General features: G+C 67.9%; 18 protein-coding genes and 1 tRNA gene. 13 read left to right on the top strand and 6 right to left on the bottom strand.

Features of this window, described 5'->3' with window-relative positions; genetic code table 11:
• Window positions 1–9 precede the first annotated feature (9 nt).
• From G6N09_RS09915 to eccE, 4 genes are read left to right on the top strand one after another with little or no spacing between them, the layout of a single operon-like run.
• Window positions 10–882, top strand: coding sequence for an ESX secretion-associated protein EspG (locus G6N09_RS09915; protein ID WP_083022519.1), 873 nt, complete (start codon window positions 10–12; stop codon window positions 880–882).
• 49 nt (window positions 883–931) lie between these two features.
• Entirely contained in the window at window positions 932–2365 is a 1434-nt protein-coding gene (gene eccD / locus G6N09_RS09920) for a type VII secretion integral membrane protein EccD (protein WP_272937501.1), read from the top strand.
• Window positions 2362–3792, top strand: a complete 1431-nt coding sequence (gene mycP / locus G6N09_RS09925) for a type VII secretion-associated serine protease mycosin (RefSeq protein ID WP_083022520.1) — start codon at window positions 2362–2364, stop codon at window positions 3790–3792. The genes eccD and mycP overlap by 4 nt, the downstream gene beginning before the upstream one ends.
• 8 nt (window positions 3793–3800) lie before the next feature.
• Window positions 3801–4769 (top strand): type VII secretion protein EccE, encoded by a 969-nt coding sequence (gene eccE / locus G6N09_RS09930; RefSeq protein ID WP_083022521.1) that lies wholly within the window; start codon window positions 3801–3803, stop codon window positions 4767–4769.
• A 14-nt stretch (window positions 4770–4783) separates the two neighbouring features.
• On the opposite strand, the gene G6N09_RS09935 is transcribed toward eccE, so the two are convergent.
• From G6N09_RS09935 to bluB, 3 genes are read right to left on the bottom strand one after another with little or no spacing between them, the layout of a single operon-like run.
• Window positions 4784–5977 (bottom strand): alpha/beta hydrolase family protein, encoded by a 1194-nt coding sequence (locus G6N09_RS09935; protein WP_083022522.1) that lies wholly within the window; start codon window positions 5975–5977, stop codon window positions 4784–4786.
• A gap of 58 nt (window positions 5978–6035) precedes the next feature.
• Window positions 6036–6935, bottom strand: coding sequence for an amidohydrolase family protein (locus G6N09_RS09940; RefSeq protein ID WP_083022523.1), 900 nt, complete (start codon window positions 6933–6935; stop codon window positions 6036–6038).
• Window positions 6932–7513, bottom strand: a complete 582-nt coding sequence (gene bluB / locus G6N09_RS09945; RefSeq protein WP_407662689.1) for a 5,6-dimethylbenzimidazole synthase — start codon at window positions 7511–7513, stop codon at window positions 6932–6934. The genes G6N09_RS09940 and bluB overlap by 4 nt, the downstream gene beginning before the upstream one ends.
• 106 nt (window positions 7514–7619) lie before the next feature.
• Here bluB and G6N09_RS09950 point away from each other — a divergent pair, with 106 nt between their 5' ends.
• The 4 genes from G6N09_RS09950 to G6N09_RS09965 are packed head-to-tail and all read left to right on the top strand — an operon-like array spanning window position 7620 to window position 9587.
• Window positions 7620–7958 carry a hypothetical protein gene (locus tag G6N09_RS09950; RefSeq protein WP_083022525.1) on the top strand — a complete coding sequence of 113 codons (339 nt, stop codon included), beginning with the start codon at window positions 7620–7622 and terminating at the stop codon, window positions 7956–7958.
• A 4-nt stretch (window positions 7959–7962) separates the two neighbouring features.
• Window positions 7963–8649, top strand: coding sequence for a phosphatase PAP2 family protein (locus G6N09_RS09955; protein ID WP_234806878.1), 687 nt, complete (start codon window positions 7963–7965; stop codon window positions 8647–8649).
• Window positions 8636–8872: a hypothetical protein gene (locus G6N09_RS09960; protein WP_083022526.1), complete on the top strand. Its 237-nt coding sequence runs from the start codon at window positions 8636–8638 to the stop codon at window positions 8870–8872. Before G6N09_RS09955 ends, G6N09_RS09960 begins: the two co-directional genes overlap by 14 nt.
• A 58-nt stretch (window positions 8873–8930) precedes the next feature.
• Entirely contained in the window at window positions 8931–9587 is a 657-nt protein-coding gene (locus G6N09_RS09965) for a L,D-transpeptidase family protein (protein WP_083022527.1), read from the top strand.
• Between the two features lie 17 nt (window positions 9588–9604).
• Here G6N09_RS09965 and G6N09_RS09970 read toward each other — a convergent pair whose 3' ends face one another.
• A complete protein-coding gene (locus tag G6N09_RS09970) occupies window positions 9605–10237 on the bottom strand; it encodes a TetR/AcrR family transcriptional regulator (RefSeq protein ID WP_083022528.1) in 633 nt (210 codons plus the stop codon).
• Between the two features lie 38 nt (window positions 10238–10275).
• Here G6N09_RS09970 and G6N09_RS09975 point away from each other — a divergent pair, with 38 nt between their 5' ends.
• From G6N09_RS09975 to G6N09_RS09990, 4 genes are all read left to right on the top strand, one after another.
• Complete coding sequence (locus G6N09_RS09975) at window positions 10276–11502, top strand: hypothetical protein (RefSeq protein WP_083022529.1); 1227 nt, start codon at window positions 10276–10278, stop codon at window positions 11500–11502.
• 106 nt (window positions 11503–11608) lie between these two features.
• Window positions 11609–12313, top strand: a complete 705-nt coding sequence (locus tag G6N09_RS09980; RefSeq protein ID WP_163752756.1) for a hypothetical protein — start codon at window positions 11609–11611, stop codon at window positions 12311–12313.
• A gap of 92 nt (window positions 12314–12405) precedes the next feature.
• The gene (locus tag G6N09_RS09985; RefSeq protein ID WP_083022530.1) at window positions 12406–12798 is read left to right on the top strand and encodes an Rv0313 family protein; all 393 of its coding nucleotides are present in this window, start codon (window positions 12406–12408) and stop codon (window positions 12796–12798) included.
• Window positions 12799–12865: 67 nt separating this feature from the next.
• Window positions 12866–13771 carry a glycoside hydrolase family 16 protein gene (locus tag G6N09_RS09990; protein WP_109558776.1) on the top strand — a complete coding sequence of 302 codons (906 nt, stop codon included), beginning with the start codon at window positions 12866–12868 and terminating at the stop codon, window positions 13769–13771.
• Here G6N09_RS09990 and G6N09_RS09995 read toward each other — a convergent pair.
• Window positions 13768–14652: a hypothetical protein gene (locus G6N09_RS09995; RefSeq protein WP_083022532.1), complete on the bottom strand. Its 885-nt coding sequence runs from the start codon at window positions 14650–14652 to the stop codon at window positions 13768–13770. The two genes, G6N09_RS09990 and G6N09_RS09995, sit on opposite strands and share 4 nt — an antisense overlap.
• A gap of 176 nt (window positions 14653–14828) precedes the next feature.
• Here G6N09_RS09995 and G6N09_RS10000 point away from each other — a divergent pair, with 176 nt between their 5' ends.
• Window positions 14829–15299, top strand: coding sequence for an MTB12 C-terminal domain-containing protein (locus G6N09_RS10000; protein WP_133053065.1), 471 nt, complete (start codon window positions 14829–14831; stop codon window positions 15297–15299).
• A 70-nt stretch (window positions 15300–15369) separates the two neighbouring features.
• Here G6N09_RS10000 and G6N09_RS10005 read toward each other — a convergent pair.
• Window positions 15370–15484 (bottom strand) — tRNA-OTHER (locus G6N09_RS10005).
• Window positions 15485–15586 lie beyond the last annotated feature (102 nt).

The raw sequence follows: 15586 nt of genomic DNA on the forward strand, positions 1-15586 counted from the left end.
AAGGCAGCGATGGGAACTGAACCCAACGCTGCCGAACTGACCGTCGAGCAAGCCTGGTACATCGCGGAAACCGTGGGTGCCGGGTCCTTTCCGTGGGTCTTGGCGATCACCATGCCCTACACGGATGCCGGGGAGCGCGGCGCGTTCATGGCACGACAGCGCGACGAGCTCACCCAGATGGGAATCGTCTCGCCGGAGGGCACGGTCAATCCGGCCGTGGCCGAATGGATCCGGGTGGTGTGCTTCCCGGACCGTTGGCTGGACCTGCGCTACGTGGGTTCAGCCGCCGGCGGGACCCAGGAGATGTTGCGCGGCATCGTGGCGCGCCGCGATCAGCCCGGCAAGCCCAGCCGGACCGTGGTGGCGCTGCGCAACGCCCAACTGGTCACGTTCACCGTCATGGACATCGATGACTCGCGCCTGCTGGTGCCGGTCCTCGGTGCGGGTCTGCGGCAGCGCCCGCCGGCCCGGTTTGACGAGTTCACCTTGCCCGCACGTGTCGGCGCGCGCGCCGACGAGCGTCTGCGGGCCGGCGCCCCACTCGCCGAAGTCCTTGACTACCTGGGCATTCCCGCCTCAGCGCGGCCGATCGTGGAGTCGGTGTTTACCGGCCCACGCAGCTATGTCGAAGTGGTCGCGGGATGTGCGAAGGACGGCCGGCACACCACCACCGAGGTGGGGATGAGCCTGGTCGACACCGACGCGGGTCGCATTCTGGTGACCCCGTCGCGGGCCTTCGATGGCGAATGGGTATCGACGTTCCGGCCCGGAACCGATTTCGCGACCGCCGTCGCGATCGAACAGTTGACCGCCACCTTGCCGGAGGGCACCTGGTTCCCCGGTCAACGCCTTTCCAGAGATTTCACCACCCAGCTGTCCTAGGCAGCGCTACAAGTACGTCCTCATAGAGCGAGAAGAACAGGGAACACCAATGACCGAAGCCCCGGTGCTGACCAGCGCCGTCATGCCGATTGTCCGGATCGCGGTCCTGGCCGACAGCCGGTTGACCGAGATCGCTGTGCCTGCGGAGTTGCCGCTGCGCGAGATCATTCCCGCGGTGCAACGCCTGGTTGCCCCGGACACCGGTGACTCGGCCGACCCGGACGCTGGTGCGACGACCCGGCTGAGCCTGGCGCCGGTCGGCGGCGCCCCGTTCAGCCTGGACGCCAGCCTCGACACCGTCGGCGTGGTGGACGGCGACCTGTTGGCGCTGCGGCCCGTGCCGGTGGGGCCCGCAGCCCCCGGCATTGTGGAAGACATCGCCGACGCGGCCGTCATCTTCTCGGCCTCCAGGCTCAAGCCGTGGGGGACCAAGCACATTCAACGCACAGCGTTGGCCGCCGGGACAGCAGTGGTCTTCGCGGCCACGGGGCTGGCTGCGGCCCACCGTGCCATCACTGGTGAGCCGACCGGTCTGATCGCTGCCGGGGTCATCGCATTGCTCACGGTGCTCGCCGCGCTGCTGTGCCGCTCTCGTTCGGCTGAAGCCGCACTCGCCCTGTCGATCGCGGCGTTGGTGCCGGTCGCGGCTGCGGGCGCCCTGGCGGTGCCGGGAGCGTTCAGCCCGGCACACGTGGTTCTGGGTGCAGCGGCGGTCAGTGCGTGGGCACTGATCTGCCTGATCCTGCCCCCCGGGGGTCGTGGGGAGCGCGGGATCGCGTTCTTCACCGCTGCCGTGGTGGTCGGCGTCGGGGTGCTGGCGGCAGCTGCCGTCGCATCCTTCTGGGCGCTTCCGCCGCTCAGCCTCGGATGCGGTCTGATCGCCGCCTCGCTGTTGTTGACCGTTGCCGCGCCGCAGGTTTCGGCGTTGTGGGCGCGTCTGCCGTTGCCGGTGATCCCGGCGCCGGGAGACCCGACCCCGTCGGCGCTGCCGGAGAGTGTCCTTGCCGACCTGCCGCGCCGCGTCCGTGTTACCGACGCCCACCAGACGGGCTTCATCGCCGGTTCCGTGTTGCTCGCCGTGCTCGGCTCGGTCGCCATCGCGTTTGCGCCTGAGGGACTTTCGGGTTGGGCCTGGTACGTGGTCGCGGGCATCGGCCTGGCTTCGGTGCTGCGGGCTCGGGTCTGGGACTCCGCGTGGTGCAAGGCGTGGCTGCTCGCCGAGCCGCACCTGGCCGCGATTGCGCTGCTGGTCGGCTACGCGGCCACCGGCCGCTACCTGGCCGCCGTGGGGGCCGTGGTGGTGCTGGCTGTCTTGGCCGCGGTGTGGGCGGTGGTCGCCTTGAGCCCGGCCGTGGGCTCGCCGGAGAGCTATTCGCTGCCGGTCCGCCGCCTGGTGGGCTTCCTGGCTTCGGGCATCGACGCCACCCTGATCCCGGTCATGGCCTACCTGGTCGGCATTTTCGCCTGGGTTCTGTCTCGATGACCGTTGCCGCACAGCACAGCCGGGGTCTGCCGGTGGCTCGAGCCGCCGGCGCTGCGGTACTGGCAGCGTTGTTGACCAGCGCGCCCGCCCTGGCGATCACCCCGCCCACGATCGACCCGACAGTCCCGCTGCCCAGCGGGGCGCCGGGCCCTGTCACGGCTATGGAACAGCGCGGCGACTGCGCCTTCTCGGCTTTGATGCCCGGCAGCGAAGTCAACACCGTGCCGGCCGGACAGCGCCTGCTCGACCTGTCCGCAGCCTGGCAGTTCTCCCGCGGTGAGGGGCAGACCGTTGCTGTCATCGACACGGGCATCCGGCCGGGGCCGCGTCTGGCGGCAGTGGAACCCGGCGGCGACTACATCGGAGCCACCGATGGGCTGACCGACTGTGATGGGCACGGCACGCTGGTCGCCGGGATCGTCGCGGGCCTGCCCGCGTCAGATGGGTCGGACGGCTTCAGCGGCGTGGCCCCGGCGGCGCGACTGTTGGGACTGCGGACCGCATCTGCGGCCATCTCGCCACGGCTGTCGGGAGACGACCCGCGCACCACGCGGGTGATCACCGATATCACCGCGCTGTCGCGGGCGATCGTGCATGCCGCCGACCTCGGTGCTCGGGTCATCACCATCTCCACCACGACCTGCCTTCCGGCCGACCGCAATGTCGACCAGACGGCGCTGGGCGCGGCCCTGCGGTACGCGGCGGTGGAGAAGGACGCGCTGATCGTGGCGGCCGCCGGTGATGCCGGACAGACCGGATCGGTCGGTGGGGGCGGGGAGGCCTGCGAGTCGAATCCGCTGACTGACCTGAGCCGTCCGCAGGACCCCCGCAACTGGGCCGGTGTGACGTCACTGTCGGTGCCGTCCTGGTGGCATCCCTACGTGCTCTCGGTGGCTTCGCTGGCTTCCAGCGGCCGGCCATCCGGCTTCACCATGGCCGGACCGTGGGTCGGTGTGGCCGCCCCCGGCGAGGAGATCGTCTCGGTGAGTAACCGCGAGGACGGTGGCCTGGCCAACGCCTTGCCTGGCAACCAGGGCAAGCTGGTTCCGCTCAGCGGTACCGGTTACGCCGCTGGTTACGTGGCGGGGGTGGCCGCGTTGGTTCGCAGCCGCTACCCCGAGCTGAATGCCATGCAGGTGGCGCATCGGATCGTCGCCACCTCCCACAACTCTGCTCGCGCACCCTCAGACGTGGTGGGTGCCGGAATCATCGACCCGGTGGCGGCTCTGACCTGGGAATTGTCCCCGGTAGCCGACCCAGCCGCTTCGCCTGCAAAGAAGGTCTCTCCGCCTCCGGCGCCGCAACCCGAGGACCCCGCGCCCCGGATCGTGGCCTTCGCCGGTACCGCGCTACTGGCCGGCTTGGTCGTCGCTGTCGCCACCGGCGCCGCGGCGGCAGCCCGCCGACGAAAGGAAAATCAACTGTGAGCTCGCAAATGACCACCATTCCCCGGCCCGGCCCGGCCCGAATCGCCTTGGTGTTGTTGGCCGTTGTGCCTGCAGTGCTGGCCAACCCGTGGGAGACCAGCGCCCAGCGCTGGGCGCTTGCCGTCGGTGTGCTCGTGACGATCCTGCTGCTCGGCTGGTGGCAGGGCCTGCACTTCACCACCATCGCGCGGCGTCGTATCGCCATGCTGCGTTCGGGCGGGGGTGCGCACAGCGACCGCCGTGCGGTCGCCGGCGTAAAGGCAACGGCAGCACTGCGGATCACGGCCTCTGCTGCGGGGGATGCGCTGCCGCTGGAACTGATCGCGGATTACCTGAACCGATACGGCCTGCGTGCCGACGCCGTCCGTGTCACCAGCCGTGACACCCGATCGGCTTCCGACGCGGGCGCCAGCGACACCTGGATCGGCCTGACCTATTCGGCGGCAGCGAACCTGGCTGCGCTGCAAGCACGTTCGGCGTCGGTCCCGCTGCAAAGTACCGTCGACGTCGCCGTCCGGCGACTCGCCGATCATCTGCGTGAGATCGGCTGGGAAACCGTGACCGTCGCCAGAGATGAGGTTCCCGCCCTGGTGGATCCCAATGCCAGGGAGGCGTGGCGCTCGGTGATCGACGGCTCCGGTGATCACGTCGCCGCCTACCAGGTGGGGATCGATGCGGCGCTGGCCGACACGCTCAGCCGGATCCGGGCTGCTCATGCCGACGAGACCTGGACGGCACTGGAGTTCGCCGAAGACGGTGGCCAGCGGACGGTCGCGGTGGCCTGCGCCCTGCGTACCGGGTCGGCGCCCGACTGCGTCCCGGTGGCAGGTCTGATATCGCAGCAGGGCAACCAGCGCAACGCACTGCGAGGCTTGCACCCGTTGTCCGGCATTCGTTTGGACGGCCACGCCGCCCTGTCCGGAGACGATCTCGCCGGCCTGCGGTGGCCCGTGGCCGCAGCAGCGCCTGCACGCTAGCCGAGCGTCTCGGGCTAGAACATGTACGGCCGCAGGAAGGCTGTCATTCGGCGGAGGTAGGTCGGCTGGCTGACGTGCAGCACGTGGTTTCCTGGGAACCAGTGCAGCGCGCACTGATCCCAGTGGTGCCAGAGCATTTCGGACTGTTCCGGTGGTGCCAGCCGGTCGCCTAACCCGGTGATGATGAGTCGGCGTTCCTTGGCCACCAGCGGGGTGTAGTTCAGCGGTGAGTGGAAAGCCGTCGCGGCGCCGAAGGCATCGTTGCCGACGTGTCCCAGCAGTTGCGCGCCGTGCAACACCACATTGGCCGGAAACCAGTCCCGGATCTCTGATTCGACGGAGACCACCGGCACATTCGGGATCACCGCCTGCAGTCGCGGTTCGACAGCGGCGAGCAGGGCACTGGTGTAACCGCCCAGGGACAGGCCGGTCAACGCAAAGCGGTCGACACCAGTGGACTCCAGGTAGTCGATCATCGAACGGAAGTCGTGAACCGCTTGGGCCATCGCCTCGGCGAAGCCGGACATGCCGTGCGAGAAGTAGCCGTATCCGCTGAAGGGCGACAACTTTTCAGCGCGTCCGCCGTGAAAGGGCAACGTGAACAATGCGACGTCGTACCCGGAACGGAAGAACCAGGGCAGCGAGAAGAAGAGCCCATTGAACAGGTAGGCCGACCCCATGAACCCGTGGATGACGCACAGCGTCGGCCGGGGTCCGTCGTCGTGACGCCAGTGCTGAAACCGCGCCGTGTTGTTGTTGCCGAGGGCATGCCAGGAATCGCGCATGGCCGGGTTGATCGCTTCGAAGCTGCTCGCAAACGACACGTTTTCGACCGAACCGCGTGCAACCCGCTCGGCCAACGGATTGGCGCGTCGGGCCGATACCCGGGGCAGCGTGGTGGGCGCCGGGAAGGAGCGTTTCGGGTCATGGGCTGATGCCAGGTCGGCGTAGAACCCCAGCCGTTCCCGCTCCTGCCGGGACTGTTTGCGACCGACCGCCGTGGTGAGTACCGAGGGGATCATCGCGGCCGCCACCATGGAGGCGACCGCGGTGCGCAGCCCGATATCGGCGACGGCCGAAACATCCACGATCGCCTTCTCCCGCAACGTCAACTCGCTGCGATGCGGCAGGCCCTGAGCGCCGGCGTCGGCCCCTGGGACGTCGGGAATCGGGATGGGCGGGTTGAGAGGGGTGACGTCAGTGGTCACGGGTCACGGCCTTTCTCGCGTGCGGTTCGCACGGACCCTTACTGATCCCGGTGCGACGTCAACCGGATGGTAACTCGATCTTGAACAGCCGCGCGGCATTGTCGTGCAGAACCCCTCGTAGCCAGGCGTCGTCGATCCCGGGAAGTGCGGTGATCGCGTCCAGGGCCTCGCGGTAGCCGTAGGGGATATTGGGAAAGTCGCTGCCGAACAGGATCCGCTCGCCCGCCACGCGCAATCGGGGGTCGACCCCGGAGGGAAAGGGCATGAACGCGTCGACGAAGGACGTGAACGCCATGGTGGTGTCGAGATGCACGCGCGGCGAACTCAGGCAGATGTCCAGAAATTCATCGTATTCCGGCATGCCCATGTGCGCGACGATCAAGGCCAGTCCAGGATGCCGACGCAGCAATCGCCGAATCGGCTCGGGCCCGGTGAAGCGCCCGGGCTGCGGTCCGGATCCGCAGTGGATCACCACGGGTATGCCGGCGTCTTCGATCACGCCCCAGACGTTGTCGAGTAGGGGATCGTTCGGATCGTAGTCGCCGACTTGGATGTGTGCCTTGAAGATTCGGGCTCCGTCACGGATCGCCTTGTCAACGTATTCGGCTGCCCCGGGCTCGGGATAGAACGTTGCCGTAGGCAGGCAATCCGTTGTGTCGCGGGCGAATTGTGCCGCCCACTGATTGAGCCAGGCGGCCATGTCCGGCTTGTGCGGATACACCAGGGAGGTGAATCGTCGGACACCGAATGCGCGCAGCGCGTCCACCCGTTCAGCCTCGTCCATCCGATAGGTGATCGGCCACGGGCGTCCGACCATCGGGCCCGCCGAGTCGAAGTAGTTCCAGACCTTGTCCATGACCGACTTGGGCATGAAGTGGGTATGGACGTCGATGATCCCGGGAAGTCCGAGGCTCGCCCACAGCTGGCGCACAGAGGCGGCCTCGTCGGCGTGGGTCATCGTATCCCCCAAGTGTTTTCGGAGACGAAATCGCTCAACGGCTGTCGGTAGGCCCACTCGTCGGCTTCCAAGGCCGGCCGGTCCGGAAACTCCGGGACCGGTCCGAGGCACAGCACAGCCACCGGCTCGGCGTCGGCGGGCATACCCACCATCTCCGCCAACGCCTGCGGTTCGAACAGGGACACCCAACCCATCCCCAGTCCCTCTGCGCGGGCGGCAAGCCACAGGTTCTGAATCGCACACGAAACCGACGCCAGATCCATCTGAGGAAGCGTGCGCCGGCCGAAGATGTGCGCCTGCCGACCATCGCGCAACGCCACCACCAACAGTTCGGCACACTCCCGGATGCCCTCCACTTTCAGGGCCAAGAACTCCTGTTCCCGACGGCCCAGCGCGCGGGCAGTGCGATGGCGCTCCTCGTCGACCAGGGCGTGGATACGCTGCCGAAGGACGTCGTCGGTGATCCGGATGAATCGCCACGGCTGCATGAGGCCCACGCTCGGTGCGGCGTGGGCGGCCGCCAGCAGCCGGGTCAGGACGTCCGGGTCGATCGTGCTGTCGGGGGAGAACCGGCGCATGTCTCGGCGCTCGGCGATCACCCGGTACACGGCTTGGCGCTCCTGCTCGGTGAACGATGGATCAGCCACGGGATCATGGTAGGAGCCACACGAAGGGACGCCCCTCATGAACCGTTCGCAACTGCTCGACCACTTCTCCGCCGACAACGCCGGCGACGTGGTCTACGGCGAGCCCCACCAGACCCCGGACGGCACGACGGTGATCACCGCCGCACGGGTTACCGCCTCGGGACCCGACGGTTCGCGAGTGACCGCCACGCCGCTGGGGGTGATGGTGATCCGCGGCGAGAAGGCCAAATGGGTGGCTGCCGTCGACGCCAATCGGATCGGGATGGTGGGAGTGCTTACCGGGCTGTTGTCCGCGGTCATCACCTGCCTGGCAGTGCTGCGTCGACCGCCCTGGCCGGACCTTCGAGCGGGCGCGCTTCGCGGTGATGGGAACTGACGGGGTGACAGCGCGCAAAGCGCACGCAGTCGCGTTGAGTTCGGTGGTGGCCGCGGCGGCGGTCTATGTGCTGATGCTGGTGGGTTACCTGCAGGGTTGGGGGTGGCTGGCCGGCATTGACGCGGCCGCACTGGACGCAAGCTACGACATAGCGGTCAAACACCCCGGGTGGGTGCGCTGGTGGGACGGCGTCTCGACCTACTTGGCTCCCGCGGTGTTCCGGGCGGTGTGCATGGTGGTGGCGGTGGTCGCGTTGCTGCGTGGGCGGTTGCGTGCCGCGCTGTTCCTACTGGTTGCGGTGGAGACGAGCGGGCTACTCACCATGGTGGCCAAGGGCTCGGTTGGTCGGCCGCGTCCGGTGACCGCGCTGGTTTCGGCGAGCTCGACGTCCTTTCCCTCCGGGCATGCGCTGGGGGTGATGGTCGGCGTCGGCGCGTTGCTGGTGTTGGTGTTGCCGGTGCTCAGGCGCAGCGCCAGGGTGGCGGCGCTGGCTGTCGGGGTGCTGGTGGTGGCCGGGGTCGGGGTCGCCCGGGTTGCGCTGAATGTGCACCATCCGTCCGACGTGCTCGCCGGTTGGGCCCTGGGCTGGGTCTATCTGGTGGGCTGGGCTCTGGTCTTCACACCGTGGCGGCGACCAGGGTTGCCCGGATCCCGCGGCGCACTGCAGGAGGCTCGTGATGACCAGCCGTGACGCCGATCCGGTGGGAGAGCTCGTCTGCTCCCGCAAAGGCTGCAGCGCCGAGGCGCAGTACGGCATGTTGTGGAACAACGCCAAGCTGCACACCCCCGAACGGCGGAAAGTCTGGCTCGCGTGTCCTGAGCACCGGGACTATTTCCGCGACTATCTGTCGTCGCGCGGTCTGTTCCGGGAACAGGTGCCGGTGGAAGATCTGCCGCGCCGTGCCGAGTCGTGACCCCGGCGCGCCGTGATCGGTGTTTGACCGGCTCCCGGCGTGCGCAGATGATGAGGAGATGCGCCGACTGCTCAGTTCGTTCAGCGCTGCGCTGTGCACAGTTGCCGCGGCCCTGACCTCGGCACCGGGAGCCCAAGCCGACGTGGCGCCGTGGTTTGCCTCCTCGGTCGGCAACGCCAGCCAGGTGATTTCGGTGGTGGGGGTAGGCGGTTCGGACGCCAAGATGGACGTCTACCAGCGCGGTGCCACAGGCTGGCAGCCAGTGGCCGCCGGAATTCCGACGCACGTCGGTTCGGCGGGCATGGCAGCCAAGGCGAAGAGCGGCTACCCGGCAACACCGATGGGCGTCTTCACCCTGCCGTACGCGTTCGGCACCGCGCCCAACCCCGGCGGCGGGCTGCAGTACGTGCAGGTCGGTTCCGACCATTGGTGGGATGGCGATGACCACAGTCCGACCTTCAACACCATGCAGGTCTGCAAGAAGGCGCAGTGCACGTTCGACACCAGCGAGAGCGAAAACCTCGAGATTCCGCAGTACAAGCACGCTGTGGTGATGGGGGTCAATGCCGCCCGCACGCCCGGTGACGGCGCCGGCTTCTTCTTTCACACCACCGACGGCGGTCCGACCGCGGGTTGTGTGGCCATCGACGACGCCAAGCTGGTGCAGATCATCCAGTGGTTGCGCCCCGGCGCCGTGATGGCGATCGCGAAGTAGTCCTCAGGCCTGCTCGGCTAGCTCCTCCCGCGTCCGCGTTGCAGGTAGTGGGCGACCATCTCGATCAACACCCGCCGTTCGGCCTGCCAGTCGACGGGCCCGCCCATGATCATCTGCGCCAGCACGATGCCCCGCAAAGCTGCCCAGATCACCTCGGCCACACCGGCATCGGCAGGGTCATCGGAGACCAGTCGCCCCAGCTGGTTGATGGCAGCGTTGGCCTGCAGCAGGTGTTCGAGGGACTGCTCGCCCAGACGTCCGCGGGTGGCCCGCAGAATCTCGAACGCGGCCAGCGAGGTCGGGCTGGCGTAGCAGCGCCATGCGGTGTCCACCACGGCCTCAATGCGTTGCCGCAGGCCCAGCTCGCCGACATCGACGGCGGACAGGCTCGTCAGTAGCTCGGTCACGCCGTCGTCGACGACGGCCATCAGCAGGCCGTTGCGGTCGCCGAAGTGATATTGGATGACCCCCCATGTGACCCCGGCCCGCTCGGCTACGTGCTTGGCGGTCGCCGCACCGAATCCCTCGTCGGTGATGCAGCGCACCGTCTCGTCGATGATGCGGGCGCGGGTGTCGTCGCCGCGCTTGCGGGGCGCGCTGGTCCGCCGGGTGGGCCCGGTCGGCCGAACAGAACCAGCGGAAGAAGTCATTGTTGACTTTATAACATAGACAGAACTATTTTTTGGGCGTGACCGAATCCAGGTATGCGTCGCTGTCGCGCGACGAGTTGGCTGTGCTGGTGCCCGAACTGCTCCTGATCGGACACATGATCGACCGCTCCGGAATGGCTTGGTGCATCTCGGAGTTCGGCCGTGAAGAGATGGTGCAGATCGCGATCGAGGAGTGGGCGGGCTCAAGCCCCATCTACACCCGGCGCATGCAGCGGGCGCTGGGCTACACCGGCACCGATGTGTTCACCATCTTCAAAGGCCTGCAGTTCGACATCGGCTCGCCGCCGCAGTTCATGGACTTCCGCTTCACCGTTCACGACCGCTGGAACGGCGAATTCGAGCTGGCCAGCTGCGGCGCGCTGATCGACGTGGAGCCCATGGGTCACGACTACATCTTCGGCATGTGCCACACCATCGAAGACCCGACCTTCGATGCCACCGCGGTGGCCACCAATGTCCACGCGCAGTGCCGCCCGGTGCACCGGCCGCCCCGCACGCCCGCCGACCGGCAACCGCACTGCCACTGGACGGTCATCATCGACGAGTCCTACCCCCCGGCCCAGCCGATTCCCGCATTGGCCGTGATCAGCGAAACCCGGGCCGCAACGTGGGAACTCAGCGACATCGACTCCCGAGACGAGGGCCTGGCCGACTACAGCGGACCGCTGCTGACCGACGTCGACTTCACCGCTTTCTCGCATTCGGCGCTGGTCCGCATCGCCGACGAAGTCTGTCTGCAGATGCACCTGCTCTACCTTTCCTTTGCCCTGGCGGTGCGTGCCCGGGCCAGCTCCGACGAGCTGGCCGCATCGGTGGGCCGGCGGCAGCTCACCGGACTGGCCGGTCTGGGCGCCCAGCGCATCAAGAACGCGATGAAGCTTTCGGCAGATATCGAGGGGGCGCTGCGCACCTTCGAGCTGCACCCGCTGCTCAATCCGATCGGCTACGTGCGGGCCGACTTCGGTCAGGACACCATTTCGGTGCACCACTCGCCCGCGCATGACGACGGCGCCTGGATCACGTTGTGTTCGCCGCAAGACCTCAAGCCCTTGCAGGCCATCGCCACCGCGGTCAACCCGCTGCTACGGGTGGAGGTCGAGGGCACCGACGACACCTGGACACTCCGGCTCACCGAAGTCGACGCCGAGGCCAAGGAACTTCCCGAGGTGATGGTGACCAAAGTCAGCACCGGCGCGGATTTCGTGTTCCGCACCCGCACCTCGCTGCCGTTGACCGTGGTGTGAATCGGCTGATAGCCGCCCGCCCGCCGGTGTGTCGGGGATCCTGGACGGTGTGGCCCCGCCTAGGGTGAGGGCCATTCCAGCCGTTGTCGATCCAAGGTAGTCAGCTATGTATGACCCGCAGGATGACGAGGCCACCAGAGAAGCGGAAGCTGTCGACGCGACGGACATGGCGCCGACGGTGATGTCGTCTCCCGGTTCCGGTGCTGTTGTCGACGCTCTTGCCTGGTCGCAGGAGGACGGCAGCGCCGGTGCCGAACCGGTGCCCTACGTCGAGGACCCCTATGACTACGACTTGGGCACCGGCCGCCGCCCGACGGTGGTGGTGCCCGCCGCGACGGTCCCCGGCCGTCGAGCGCCCTCGCGGTTGCCGCGGATCGCGCTCGGCTTCGGCATCCTGGTAGCGCTGGTCGCCGTGGCCGGTGCGCTCTACAGCCTGACCCGCAGTCACGACGAAGCGCCGGTCGCGCCCGAGACCAGCTCGGTGCTGCCGCCGGCCCCGTCGCCCAGTGCACCGCCACCGCCACCGCCGCCGGTGGCCACGACGTCGGTTGTGCCGCCGCCGGTCACCACCACGGAGCCTCCACCGACCACGACGACGGCACCACCCACTACGACCACCACGCAGCCACCCACCACGACCACCACCACGACCACCGCTCCGCCCACCACGACGACCACGACGGCTCCGCCCACCACTACGGTGCCGTCGAGCAGCGCCGAACCGCCGACCACGACCACGCCGATGACCACCGAGTACCTGACGATTCCGTTCGTTCCGGTCCCGATCCCGATCACGGTTCCGCAGAACTGACGGGCGCCCCAATCTCCTCCGTCGCTGCGGTGGCCGGACCGGGCCGGCGCAGGCACACTGGGGGAGAGCGACCGGGGTGAAAGGGGCTCGCAATGGGCGACAGCGGTGCGTTCGGATTCGACTCCGAGGACATGGACCGGATGATGCGTGAGGCGGGGGAGGGTCTACGCGCGGCGTTCGATCGTTTCGCCGGGACGTTCGCCGCTCCCAACGAGCGTGCGGGGTGGAGCGCGATCTTCGCCGATCTGGCCCGCGCGGCCCGCGCCGAGCCGACGACCACCGGTGAGACCGGTGACGGCGTCTGGGCTATCTACACCGTCGGCGACGACGGGGCCGCGCGGGTGGAACAGGTATATGCCACCGAGATCGATGCCCTGCGCGCCAGTCAGCGCAATCCCGACCCCAAACGTCGGGTGCGCTTCCTGCCTTATGGGATCGCGGTCGGGGTGCTCGACGACAATGCCGACGGTGACGACGTGACCTAGGCCACGCCCCTGGGCTTGTCCTGTTTGACACCGGTGCGCGGTGGGTTAGATTGCCAGCGTGCCTGAGATGAACCGCCGTCAAGTAATGCTGATGCTGGGTGCCGGCGCCTTGGCCGCCGCAGCGCCCAACCCGCAGGCCAGAGCTGTTCCTGCGGTTCCCGGTGCGCCCGGCGACCCGGCGCAGCCCCCGGCTGCTCCGGTTGACCCCGCCGCGCCGGCCGCACCCGCGGCCGCTGCGGCCAAGCCCGGCGGCTTCATCTGGCATGACGAATTCGACGGCCCGGCCGGATCGGCCCCCGATCGGTCCAAGTGGACGATCTCCAATCACCGCACGCCGATCCGTCGCCCGGTCGGCTGGGACCGGCCCGAGTACTTCTACCAGTACCGCGACAGCCGCAAGAACGTCTTCCTCGACGGCAATTCCAACCTGGTGATCCGCGGCACCCAGGAAGGCAACACCTTCTTCGGCGGTCTGGTGCACGGCAACTGGCGCGGCGGAATCGGGACCACCTGGGAAGCCCGGATCAAGCTCAACTGCCAGACCGCGGGCTGCTGGCCGGGCTGGTGGCTGTCCAACGACGACCCGGGCCGCGAAGGCGAAATCGATCTGATGGAGTGGTACGGCAACGGGGAATGGCCGTCGGGCACCACCGTGCACGCCAACCCGTATGGCACCGCGTTCGAGACCCATGCGATCCCGGTCGATGGCAACTGGCACAACTGGCGGGTCACCTGGAACCAGAGCGGCATGTACTTCTGGCAGGACTACGTCGAGGGGATGGAGCCCTACTTCAGCGTCCCGGCAGTCGGCATCGAGAACCTGGAGGAGCCGGGCCGGGAGTGGCCGTTCAACGACCCGGGCTACACGGTGTTCCCGATCCTGAACCTGGCCATCGGCGGATCCGGTGGCGGTGACGCCCGGGTGGGCAGCTACCCGGCCGACATGCTCATCGACTGGGTGCGGGTGTTCTAGAGGGGGCTCACCTCTCCGGTCTCCGTACTGCCCTCCTGAGCATTCAGCCAGGCCACGCCCGCCTCGGCGGCCCGGATCAGCGCGCCCCGTTCGCCGAAATAGGAAGCGATCAAGCCGAACCCGGGCAGTGACCCGAGGTACTGGTAGAGCTTCTTGGGATGCGGACGTTTGGTCACCTCGTCGAACGTCGCACGCAGGATTCCCGCCAGCTGCCAGACGGTCCGGGTGATCACCACCGGCGTCGATTCGGTGATGGCCTTCAGCGGCTTCCAGCCCGGCGGTGGTGTCTCGGGCAATGGCGCGGGGTCGGGCTGCGCGGGAATGTCCACGCTCTCGGTCAGATGCCGCCCGCACAACACCTCGGCCAGCAGCCTGACCTGCTCGCGCCGGTCGGTGACGCCGTACTCGCGCGCTATCGCGCACAGCACGATGGCGTGATTGACGAAACCCGCCAAATCACCCACCGGCAGCACCCGCGACAGGAAGCCGAACGCCCCAGGGGAAGCCACTACCAGGGTGTTCAGCGCCCCAACCCGATGCACCCACCAGTGCACCCGCTGCTCGCGGCTCATCCGGTCCCACGCTGCTGTGCCGGGCAGGTCCGCGGCATTGATCAGCTGCGCCCCGGCGTTGAGGGCGCGATTGGTGACGCTGGGGCCGCGGCCGGCCTCGTGCCGGCGCCGCCGGAGCTGAAACCTGCGGATGCGATGGCTCAGGCCGCGCGGCGGCGTGAGCAGTCGGCGGGTGCGCCTGCGCAGCCCTATCGGATCGGCCTGCGAGAGCAGGTCGAGCAGCGGGTCGATGACCGCGACCGCGCGGCTCAACGCATCGGCGACCTCGGCGTCGGTGAGGGTGGCGTGCGGCTTCGGGAATAGGCCCATACCGGTGATTGTGCCTTTGCCACGGATCGCCGAAGCGACAAACCGCTGCTGGACGTCTGCAGCCAAACGATTAGGCAGTACCCGGCGCTGTGGGCAGGGTTTGTTTCCTGTGAGATTTCATGTGCTGTTGCAAAGAAAAAACATGGTGGACACATATCGTGGTTAGCCTTTGGGCCATGAGAATCGTCGCCGCTTCAGTCATGCTCGCTGCTGCGCTCACGGGCGTGGTCACACCTGTCACAGCCTCCGCGGACGGGCCCGTCCCCAGCCCGGATGAGGTTCTCGGCGTCATGGCCGAGCTGACCAACCCGGACATCCCCGCGGTGGCCAAGGGCAACATCGTCGCCCCCGGGTTCTCCCCGGAGGAGGCGCAGACCATCGACCAGCGTCTGCGTGAGTCCCAAGAGGCCGGCCTGCTGCCGTACCACTTCGTGGTGAGCGACATCCAGCCCGCGCCGGGCAATTTCGCCGGTGCGACGGTCACGTCCGAGGGCGGCTTTCACGACCAGAGCGCGCCCGAGCACATTGTTTTGACTGAGCAGGGCGGGCGGTGGCTGATCACGCATGACACCGCGGTGACGGCGCTGGACAACTTCTGGCACAACGCCAACCGGCCGTTCGTGCCGATCGTCCCGTGGGTTAAGTAACGGGCTTTCCCGGTATTCGCACTCGGCGGCCCCGCGACACCCGTGTCGCGGGGGTTCGCGCTATCTGCGGAGCCGATGACGGGAATCGAACCCGCGTATTCAGCTTGGGAAGCTGATTCAGTGCGTGCGTCGCTGGCCGGTGGAGTGCATCGGGGCCTATGACCAGTGAGTTTGGGTACATCAGCGTGCGCCGTGGCGGATGGATGTCTCGGTGAAAAGTGACACGCTCGTGACAGCGGGACTCAAGTAGGCGCAGTGAAAACGTGGTCACGGGTTCTGTGCCGCCA

The organism is Mycolicibacter minnesotensis, from assembly GCF_010731755.1.
Lineage (GTDB): Bacteria > Actinomycetota > Actinomycetes > Mycobacteriales > Mycobacteriaceae > Mycobacterium > Mycobacterium minnesotense.